This window comes from Gilvimarinus sp. 1_MG-2023 (genome assembly GCF_030548285.1).
The window spans coordinates 1-342 of sequence record NZ_JAUOSC010000470.1; the positions used below are offsets into that span (position 1 = coordinate 1).

At 55.6% G+C, this 342-nt stretch carries 1 protein-coding gene; it reads right to left on the reverse strand.

The features are described 5' to 3' along the window. The coding region (locus Q4563_RS17680) for a deoxyribodipyrimidine photo-lyase (RefSeq protein ID WP_303605431.1) at nucleotides 1-201 on the reverse strand (201 nt) is incomplete at its 3' end. Nucleotides 202-342: the final 141 nt, after the last annotated feature.

The window sequence follows — 342 nt, forward strand, 5'->3', positions numbered from 1 at the left end:
GTTCTGTATCAGGCGGATTTTACGTTGCCCGAGGCCGTGTTGTTGCCATTGCCGTGGTGTGACGAAGTACAGCGCCAGTACGGATGCTGATTCATCGGCGTTACTGGCCGCTCTCATGGCATGGTGCAGCGCCGGGTTGTCATGTACGCGCAGATCGGTTCGAAACCAGACCAGATGGCGGATTGGGTGGTCGTTATGCATTGGTTGCCCTGCCGGTGTTCAGTACATAGTGCTGTATCTGTCGTGGTAATGGCGTTCGTAAACGCTGCATATTGGGTCGGCCACCCTCATGGTTGGGTGGTGTGCCGGTAATAATGTTGCTGCGTTCGGTGTGAGAGAGGT